This window comes from Aquiflexum sp. (genome assembly GCF_041749095.1).
Lineage (GTDB): Bacteria > Bacteroidota > Bacteroidia > Cytophagales > Cyclobacteriaceae > Aquiflexum.
In genome coordinates, this window is record NZ_JBGTCA010000435.1 from 1 (window position 1) to 9,038 (window position 9,038).

The window sequence follows — 9,038 nt, forward strand, 5'->3', positions numbered from 1 at the left end:
GATGGGTTCTGTAAATCCTATATTTACTTTTGAAAAGAAACTCGCAAAGGATGTTTCAGGATTTGCCAAATCATTTGTAGGATCCCTTACTTTGGGTGCAGGTCAGTTCTGTACCAATCCGGGATTGATTTTTATACCAAAAGCATTGCAAAAAGAATTTTCTGAAGCAGTAAAAAATGAGTTGGAAGATATCGCAGCAGCCCCTATGCTGCACGAGGGTATCGCAAAGGCCTATTACTCAGCTATTCAATACCTTCAGGGAAGGGAAGAATTGGAGTGGGTCAAGGTATCTGAAGCGAAAGACCTGATCAAAGCCCATCCGACTCTGGCCAAGATCAAAGCTAAGGACTGGTTGAAAGATGCTAAATTCCAGGAAGAAGTATTTGGTTCCTTTGCATTGATGGTAGTGTATGAAAATGAAGATGAACTGCTGGAAATCGCTAAAAAACTCCATGGACAATTGACCATCACAATCTGGGCAGAGGAAGAAGAACTGAACAACAAACTTTTTCTGATCAACCTCTTGGAAGAAAAATGTGGAAGAATGCTCTACAAAGGTGTTCCAACCGGAGTGGAAGTCGGTTTTGCCATGCAGCACGGAGGTCCATTCCCTTCTACCTCTGATCCAAGAAGCACCTCTGTGGGTGTGTATGCCATCAAACGTTTTGCCCGCCCAATTGCTTTCCAAGATATGCCCGATATATTGTTGCCGGATGCATTGAGGGAAGATAATCCTTTGGGGATATGGAGGACAGTGGATGGGGAATTTAAGAAATAAGTTTTTATTGAAATATGCCATTGGAGATATACTTTGAGAAATATAGTAGAAATATGCTTCGCGAAATAAATTGAAATATACCTTTGGAGAAATATACTCTGCCTGCCAGACATTTTCGTGAAATATAGTAGAAATCCTCCTGAGGCGGACAAGTTATGCCTTCGGCTTAAAATGAAAATAAGGGTAACTTTCCTAAATTATTTCAATTTATTTCTACTCTATTACAACCTTATTTCCATTTTATATCATTTTAATATGAAAACCACCTTTCAATGTATTGATGCCCATACATGTGGCAATCCGGTGAGACTTGTATCCGGTGGGGTTCCTTTTTTGGAAGGAAAAAATATGCTGGAGAAACGGCAGTACTTTCTTGACAATCTGGATTGGATCAGGAAGGGATTGATGTTTGAGCCCAGGGGACATGATATGATGTCGGGATCCATGCTTTTTCCTCCACATGATCCTGAAAATGATTTTGCAGTGCTTTTTATAGAAACAAGTGGTTGTCTCCCCATGTGCGGACATGGCACCATCGGTACTATTACCATTGCCATTGAGGAAGGTTTGATCAAACCCAAAACACCAGGTTTTCTGAGAATGGAAGCACCGGCAGGTTTGGTCTTGGTGGAGTACAGGCAGGTAGGCGAAAAAGTAAAATCCGTCAAACTCACTAATGTAAAAAGCTTTTTAGCAGCCGAAGGACTGGAAATAGAAACCGAGGAATTGCATAAACTGACAGTTGATGTGGCTTATGGAGGTAATTTCTACTGCATTGTCGATCCACAGAAGAATTTTCCGGGCTTGGAACATTACAAAGCCGAGCAGTTGATCTCCATGGCCAGAAACCTGAGGCAAAAGATGAATGAGAAATTTGAATTTGTTCATCCGGAGTATTCTCAAATCCGGGGCTTATCCCATGTGCTGTGGACAGGCAAAACTTTAGACCCCACCAGTACAGCAAGGAATGCGGTTTTTTACGGTGACAAAGCAATCGATCGATCCCCTTGTGGAACCGGCACTTCAGCTAGAATGGCACAATGGCATGCAAAGGGCCTGCTCAAAAAAGGGGAGCCATTTATTCATGAGAGTTTTATCGGTTCCAAATTTACAGGGCTAGTGGAAGAAGAAACCCATGTCGGGGAAATTCCTGCTATAATTCCAAGCATAGAAGGATGGGCAGTAATTACTGGGTATAACACCATATTTTTGGATGATGAAGATCCTTATGTGCATGGGTTTCAGGTGATATAGGAGATGTGAGATGTGAGACGTGAGACGTGAGACGTTAGTTTGAGGCCGAAGAATTAGAACCTAGAACTAAGGTGAAAGAAACAAGATCGAAAGCTTGCCACAAGTATCAAGAGAAAAATAGTGGGTAGTCTGAATAATAGCTTTGGGAAGATTTTGGTTGCAAGAATATTAGGCCTGTTGGAATCAAGGGATTTGTAGAAATTTTTTGTGAAACAAAAATTTTTTAAATCTTACTAAGATAAGTTCGAAAAATTTATTTATGTGTATATTTGATAAAAGCATACACATCATGAGAACAAATATTGATATTGACGAAAAGCTGATTTCAGAGGCAATGAAGATTTCAGGTCTCAAAACAAAAAAAGCAACAGTCGAAGAAGGATTGAAACTGATTATTCAGTTGAATCAACAAAAAGGAATTCGTGAACTCAGAGGCAAATTACAATGGGAAGGTAATTTGGAAAAAATGAGATTGGACCAATGATATTGGTTGACTCTTCGGTTTGGATAGATTTTTTTAATGGGAAAGAAGGACTTCATGTTGAGAAATTATATGACTTATTGGGCAAAAAACCTATTGCCACAGGAGACCTGATTATTGTTGAAGTATTGCAAGGTTTCAGATCTGATGCCCAGTTCAAATTGGCAAAGGATTCACTTGAACAACTCCCTTACTATCAATTATGTACCAAAGAAATCGCAATACTATCAGCCGAGAACTATAGGTTTATGAGAAGTAAAGGAATAACTATCAGAAAAACAATAGATATGGTCATAACAACATTCTGCATATCCAATAATATTAAACTTCTTCATTCAGATAGGGATTTTTTGCCTATGGAAGAGTTTTTGGGACTAATGGCAATATGAATAATTTATTTTGAGATTGACCAACCCAATATTTAAAAAAAACTAATATGTTTACCATAGAACAAACAAAAGCAGCACACTCAAAAGTGAAAAGCGGGGCCGACTTTCCTGGATACATCAAGGAATTAAAAACATTGGGCGTTATATCCTATGAACATTTCGTTGCTGACGGGCAAATCCAGTACCATGGTGAAGAGAATTTCCAAATTTCAGCAACTCCAAAATGGCCTGAAATGGAAATTGCAGAAACCGGTTCCATAGAAAAATTAAAACAGGCTTTGGGCATCCATCAACAAGGACGAACTGATTACCTGACATTTTGCAAACAATCGGCAGAAGCAGGTGTGAAAAAATGGATCGTGGACTTCAAACAAATGACCTGCACTTATTATGACAGGTCAGGTGATGACATGGTGGTGGAAAGTGTACCGGAAGTTTAGAGATTATTAGGTGATAATTGGTTTGATATTTAATTCCTAAAAACAAAGGGATTAGGAATAAAATTAAAAGGGGATAAAATTATGGCAATATTAATATCGCTACTGCTTTTTTTACAATCCTCCGATGCGCAAAGTAAAACCATGTTGACCAAAATTGGAATTTTTTAGATTTGGTAAGATATTGGGATATTTTGTGGCATTTCTCTACAACAGCAAATTTCAGAACCCAACCTAAATGAATCAGACCTTTCCCCAAACCGCCAATGATTTTGAATTGAGACCTTATTGGAATAGGTTAATCAAATTCGATTGGAAATTTGGGTTGGCCCTTATCCTTATAGTCTGTATCCCACGGTTCTTATTGGTGTTGAATGCAAATGCTTCTGGAAATTACAGTGCAATAGGCATTCTTATGCTTATTTCAGCCATTGTTCCATTTGTGTTTTTGGGAAGATATGGGCAAAAGGTAATCGGGATAAAAAAACCTAAAAACTTCAGGTGGCTGCTTTGGGCCTTTGCAACGGGGCTTATTGCAAGTCTCCTACTTTATTATGTTGGACAGGCTCTTTATGGTAATACCTACCAAAACTGGTATGCCTATATCGGTAAATCCTATCAAATTCCTTTCGGGATCAATTCAAATGATAAACGCATTATGTTTGTGGCCATGGCTTTGGTGGGAATGACTTTCAGCCCGGTCGGTGAGGAGTTGTTTTTTAGGGGTATTGTCCATTCAAGTTTTGCTAAGTCCATTGGGGAAAAGCGGGCATCTGTGGTGGATGGCTTGGCTTTTGCGCTGACTCATGTATCCCATTACGGATTGGTTTTCATTGATGGCAAATGGGATTTCTTTGTTCTTTCGACAATTATCTGGGTTTCAGGCATGTTTTTGCTGAGCTTGTTATTTTTTTGGTTCAGAAAAAAGTCTAATTCGATTTTAGGAGCGATACTCTGTCATGCTGCATTCAATTTGGGAATGATATATTGTATCTTTTATTTACTATAAGAAAAAGATTTTTTGCTTTTTGGCATCATCGAGGCCTGATTTATCAATTTCAGCAGATTTCAGCAGAGTTTTCCAATTTTATTTTTGACTTCATAAACCGGTAAAATCTGTAAGTTATCATCTATTATCTGTAAGTTTTTTGTTTTGGATTGTCCGAATTTTCCAGCCGAAATTTCAATTGGAAAACAGACCTTTTTGTGCTAAAAAAAAGCAAACCTCATTTGCGGAAATCATCCTGCGCAAAAAGAAAACATGCAGATCCCGGAATTCAAGAATGGGTCAATATAATATTTGGCATGCTATTCGTACAATGACTTCCAATAAGCCTCCCATCAGTTCAAGCAAATTATAAACCTATAAACTTATTATGAAAATCTATGTTAAAAATATGGCTTGCCAAAGCTGCGTAGCTATTGTTAAAGAAGCATTGGATGAACTTGAAATTGTTTGTGTAAAAGTAGGCATGGGAGAAATTGAAACAAAAGCTGATGTCTCTGATGAGCTAAAACTTGAACTCAATAAAAAGATCAGAAAAGTCGGCCTGGAGCTTCTCGAAAAAAAACAGGGCGTCCTCATAGAAAAAATCAGAAAAGTGATCATTGATTATGTTCATCATTCAGATGATAAACCAAATGTAAATTTCTCGACGCTTTTGAGTGAAGAACTGGACCTTAGCTATACCTATTTGTCTAATTTTTTCTCTGAGGTGGAAGCCACCACAATTGCGCAATACCTGATTTCAGTGAAAATCGAACGTGTCAAAGAGATGATCATTCTGGAGGAGTACAATTTGTCAGAAATAGCATACAAACTACATTACAGCAGCGCGGCCCATCTTTCCAATCAGTTTAAAAAAATCACCGGGCTATCTCCCTCTCACTTCAAAAAACTGAAGGAAAAAAGAAGAATTGCGATTCAGGATCTATAGGGTGTTGTACTTATAATTCAGATTAAGAGAAGGTAATCACAACACTTTCATTTTTAGGTTCTTGGTTATTTATTTTCAAATATCGATATTGAAAAGAAAAACCACCTAATGATGAAACTTTTAAATAAACTAACCCTAACCGTTCTTTTTATTTTCCTGTTTTCGGGAATTGGCCTGGCCCAAAAGAATGATGTTTCGCCCCTATTTTCGGATAAGGATCCCATGCAGATCCGTCTGAATTTCTCTATCAAAGAGATGAAAAAAGAAAAGGATGATACGGTATATTTTCCTTCCTATATACATTATGTCAATCCTGCAGGCTCCTGGGATTCACTTAAGATTGACATGAGGGCTAGGGGAAATTTCAGGAGAACCAAATGTTTTTTCCCACCCATCAGAATCAAAATTAAAAAGAAAGATGCCGAAGGAACCATTTTTGAAGGTAACAAAAACCTGAAACTGGTGGTACCATGCCAAGCGGTTAGCGCCCACAATGACCTGGTGTTGAAAGAATATCTGTGCTACAAATTGTTCGAGCCGGTAACACCCTATGTTTTCGAAACCCGATTGGCAAATTTGACCCTCGTGGATGAGAGTGGCAAGAACCATAAGTCTTACGAAGTCAAATCATTCTGGATCGAAGATGATGATGTAGTGGCAAAAAGACATGGTGGCAAAATAGCAAAAGGCAGCCAAATCCTACCACAAAGAATGCAGCCACTTGCTGCGACGCGACAGGATTTTTTTGCCTTTATGATTGCCAATACCGACTGGTCAAGCATGGTTCAGCACAACATCAAAGTCATGCAGCTTGAAACTAAAGAATACATTCCGCTGGCCTATGACTTTGATATGAGCGGTCTGGTCAATGCCAACTATGCCACCACCAGTGAGCTTTTGCCCATCAGCAGTGTAAGAGAAAGGCTTTACAGAGGGGTCTGCTATTCCCCGGAAATATTGGAACAGGTCAGGGCGGAATACATTGCACTGGAACCTGAAATCATGGGAATAGTGGATAAACTGGATATTGGACTCAATCCAAAGGAAATTCCTGATTTCAAGAAGTATCTGGGAGAATTCTTTATGATCCTTAAAAATGACAGGCTCTTTAAAGATCAGGTTTTATCCAAATGTCGTTGACGATGCATATTCCACTTTCCGTAAGATAAAACAAACAGAACTGTTTTCTTGATACATCACATTATTAGTATCCGTCAATGGAATATTAATTTGGATTGCCAAAGAATGTCTAATTTAGCCATTTGAAAAAAGGAGACAGTTTCTTCTTTTATAAATCTAAATATTAACCTCTTTTTCTCCACTCGCACTGATGAAATCCAGTCTCACAAATGGGATAATTTATGTTATCCTCCTGATATTATTAGGGGGTCATGCTTATGGGTTTCAGGGCAGTACACTTTTCACCGAAAAGGAACCTCTTGATCTCGAATTGGTAACTTCATTGAACGAATTGAGAAACTCCAAATCGGATACGGTTTTCTTTTCCACGGTTTTGAAATATAAAAATGAAAATGGGCAATGGGATTCATTACAAGTAGAACTGCGTGCCAGGGGACATTCAAGAAGAAAAATCTGCCATTTCCCTCCCATAAAAATCAAAATCAAAAAGTCAGTCTCAAAGAACACCCTATTTGCGGGAGACAAAAATCTAAAACTCGTTCTCCCTTGTCAACTTTCCAACTCTTTCAATGACATGATCGCCAAGGAGTATCTGTGCTATAAATTTTATGAATCAGTTACTCCTTATCATTTTCAGACCAGGCTTGTCAACCTTACGCTGACCGATGTCAGAGACAGAAAAAGTAAAACCCATAATCTTGTGGCCTTTATCATTGAAGATGATGACAAGGTGGCCAAGCGTTTTCAATACAAAATTTCAGACGCCAAAGTGATCAGACCAAATTACATCAATGATACAAGTGCAGTCAGGCAGGATTTTTTTGCTTATATGATCGGCAATACAGATTGGTCCAATACCGGACAGCACAATGTGAAGGTAATGGCTGACAAAAACAAAAATCATATCCCGCTACCCTACGATTTTGATATGGCAGGTTTTGTCAGTGCCCCTTACGCAATACCCTATGATTATTTACCGATCAAAACAGTTCAGGAAAGATTGTATAGGGGTCTTTGCCGGGATCCGGAACTTGTGGAATATGTAAGAAATCAATATATACAATTGGAACCTGAGATAAAAGACACCATGGCCCAATATGAGAATTACATGAGCGCCGGTGATTTTAAAATGGCCCGGAATTTTCTGAACGGTTTTTTTGAGATTATCAAAAACGACAAACTCTTCAAAACCCAGATACTTTCCCAATGCCTTCCCAACAATTACTGAATTAAATATTCCCAAGAAATTATCACCCAAGAAATTAGCTGAATTTTCAACAAATTATAGCGATCGCGCCTTGCAAACCAAATACGCTACCCTTAAAAAATGAAACCAACTATCATCATTGGCGGCGGAATCGTCGGTTTGTTCACAGCTTATTTTCTCCAAAAATCCGGGGTAGAAGTCGTCATCATAGACAAAGGAGACATGGAAGTCAATTGCTCCACAGGGAATGCCGGCATGATTGTGCCAAGTCATATTGTCCCTTTGGCAGCTCCTGGAATGATCAGCAAGGGGATTTCCTGGATGTTCTCCTCCAAGAGTCCCTTTTATATCCATCCTTGTCTTGACCGCAAACTGCTAGAATGGTCCTGGCTTTTTTATAGGGCTGCCAATTCCAGACATGTAGAAAAAAGCATCCCGTTTCTCAAAAACCTCAGCTTGTTGAGCAAGACACTCTATCAGGAATTTAGAAATGAGCATCAGGATTCCGATTTGGGATTGGTCGAAAAAGGCCTTATGATGATTTATCAGACTGCTGAGATGGAAAAAGAGGAAATTGAATTTGCAAATTTGGCAAAGAAACATGGTTTGGAGGCGGAAATTTTGGGAATCGGGGACATTCGACATCTTGAACCCAATGTAAAAGTGAAAGCCAAAGGAGCAGTATTATTTCCGGGAGATGCGCATTTGTCCCCTTCAGCTTTGTACAGCTTTTTGAAAAATTATCTGGATAAAAAAGGTGTCATTTTTAAAAACAAAGTAACCGTTATTGGTTTTGAGAAAAATACTGAAAGTGTAAGGGCCGTGCTTACCACAGAAGGAAAAATCCAGGGGGCTAAATTTATCCTTTGTGCGGGAGCGTGGTCTTCAGAATTGGCGGGGATGCTTGAGTTTTCCATGCCCATGATGGGAGGAAAAGGTTACAGTTTTGTGCAGGATAACAATCCTGAAATCAAACAGGCCTCCATATTGACTGAAATGAAAGTCGCGGTAAGTCCTTACGGCAAACAAGTCCGTTTTGGTGGAACTATGGAAATTGCCGGCACTGACGAATCCATCAATATTAACCGGGTAAAAGGAATCTTCGAATCCATCAATCGGTTCTACCCGGATTTTCAAAGTAAATTCCCGGAAAAAGATGAAATCTGGAAAGGTTTGAGGCCTTGTTCACCGGATGGACTTCCCTACATAGGTCAGGCACCAAAATGGAAAAATGTACTTGTGGGTTCAGGACATGCCATGATGGGGATCAGCCTTGCCCCAGGAACAGGAAAAATCTTAGCGGAACTTCACGAAGGATTAAGCAGCCAAATGGATATAAGTGCTTTTGAGGTTGGGAGGTATTGATATTGTAACAGAAATTACTGTAATGGCCGTTACAATAATCTACAATGACT

The 9,038-nt window shown here is 39.1% G+C and carries 10 protein-coding genes; all 10 read left to right on the top strand.

The genetic code is table 11. The features are described 5' to 3' along the window. The coding region (locus ACEW8O_RS20115; RefSeq protein WP_373496420.1) for an aldehyde dehydrogenase family protein at positions 1–778 on the top strand (778 nt) is incomplete at its 5' end. Between the two features lie 255 nt (positions 779–1,033). Continuing rightward, the gene (locus tag ACEW8O_RS20120; protein ID WP_373496421.1) at positions 1,034–2,032 is read left to right on the top strand and encodes a 4-hydroxyproline epimerase; all 999 of its coding nucleotides are present in this window, start codon (positions 1,034–1,036) and stop codon (positions 2,030–2,032) included. A 289-nt stretch (positions 2,033–2,321) separates the two neighbouring features. Then, positions 2,322–2,516 (top strand): type II toxin-antitoxin system VapB family antitoxin, encoded by a 195-nt coding sequence (locus ACEW8O_RS20125; RefSeq protein ID WP_373496422.1) that lies wholly within the window; start codon positions 2,322–2,324, stop codon positions 2,514–2,516. Next, positions 2,513–2,902 carry a PIN domain nuclease gene (locus ACEW8O_RS20130; protein ID WP_373496423.1) on the top strand — a complete coding sequence of 130 codons (390 nt, stop codon included), beginning with the start codon at positions 2,513–2,515 and terminating at the stop codon, positions 2,900–2,902. Before ACEW8O_RS20125 ends, ACEW8O_RS20130 begins: the two co-directional genes overlap by 4 nt. Positions 2,903–2,949: 47 nt before the next feature. Further along, positions 2,950–3,342 carry a DUF1398 domain-containing protein gene (locus ACEW8O_RS20135; RefSeq protein WP_373496424.1) on the top strand — a complete coding sequence of 131 codons (393 nt, stop codon included), beginning with the start codon at positions 2,950–2,952 and terminating at the stop codon, positions 3,340–3,342. 235 nt (positions 3,343–3,577) lie between these two features. Next, a complete protein-coding gene (locus tag ACEW8O_RS20140; protein ID WP_373496425.1) occupies positions 3,578–4,348 on the top strand; it encodes a lysostaphin resistance A-like protein in 771 nt (256 codons plus the stop codon). Between the two features lie 367 nt (positions 4,349–4,715). Beyond that, positions 4,716–5,276, top strand: a complete 561-nt coding sequence (locus ACEW8O_RS20145; RefSeq protein ID WP_373496426.1) for a helix-turn-helix domain-containing protein — start codon at positions 4,716–4,718, stop codon at positions 5,274–5,276. 111 nt (positions 5,277–5,387) lie between these two features. Further along, positions 5,388–6,416 (top strand): hypothetical protein, encoded by a 1,029-nt coding sequence (locus tag ACEW8O_RS20150; protein ID WP_373496427.1) that lies wholly within the window; start codon positions 5,388–5,390, stop codon positions 6,414–6,416. 190 nt (positions 6,417–6,606) lie between these two features. Next, the gene (locus ACEW8O_RS20155; protein WP_373496428.1) at positions 6,607–7,644 is read left to right on the top strand and encodes a hypothetical protein; all 1,038 of its coding nucleotides are present in this window, start codon (positions 6,607–6,609) and stop codon (positions 7,642–7,644) included. A 99-nt stretch (positions 7,645–7,743) separates the two neighbouring features. Beyond that, positions 7,744–8,988: an NAD(P)/FAD-dependent oxidoreductase gene (locus ACEW8O_RS20160; protein ID WP_373496429.1), complete on the top strand. Its 1,245-nt coding sequence runs from the start codon at positions 7,744–7,746 to the stop codon at positions 8,986–8,988. The last annotated feature ends 50 nt before the right edge of the window (positions 8,989–9,038 follow it).

Bases quoted from the DNA above. Each gene is read 5' to 3' on its own strand.
- ACEW8O_RS20120 (WP_373496421.1), top strand. From the start codon at position 1,034: ATGAAAACCACCTTTCAATGTATTGATGCCCATACATGTGGCAATCCG.
- ACEW8O_RS20125 (WP_373496422.1), top strand. From the start codon at position 2,322: ATGAGAACAAATATTGATATTGACGAAAAGCTGATTTCAGAGGCAATG.
- ACEW8O_RS20130 (WP_373496423.1), top strand. From the start codon at position 2,513: ATGATATTGGTTGACTCTTCGGTTTGGATAGATTTTTTTAATGGGAAA.
- ACEW8O_RS20135 (WP_373496424.1), top strand. From the start codon at position 2,950: ATGTTTACCATAGAACAAACAAAAGCAGCACACTCAAAAGTGAAAAGC.
- ACEW8O_RS20140 (WP_373496425.1), top strand. From the start codon at position 3,578: ATGAATCAGACCTTTCCCCAAACCGCCAATGATTTTGAATTGAGACCT.
- ACEW8O_RS20145 (WP_373496426.1), top strand. From the start codon at position 4,716: ATGAAAATCTATGTTAAAAATATGGCTTGCCAAAGCTGCGTAGCTATT.
- ACEW8O_RS20150 (WP_373496427.1), top strand. From the start codon at position 5,388: ATGAAACTTTTAAATAAACTAACCCTAACCGTTCTTTTTATTTTCCTG.
- ACEW8O_RS20155 (WP_373496428.1), top strand. From the start codon at position 6,607: ATGAAATCCAGTCTCACAAATGGGATAATTTATGTTATCCTCCTGATA.
- ACEW8O_RS20160 (WP_373496429.1), top strand. From the start codon at position 7,744: ATGAAACCAACTATCATCATTGGCGGCGGAATCGTCGGTTTGTTCACA.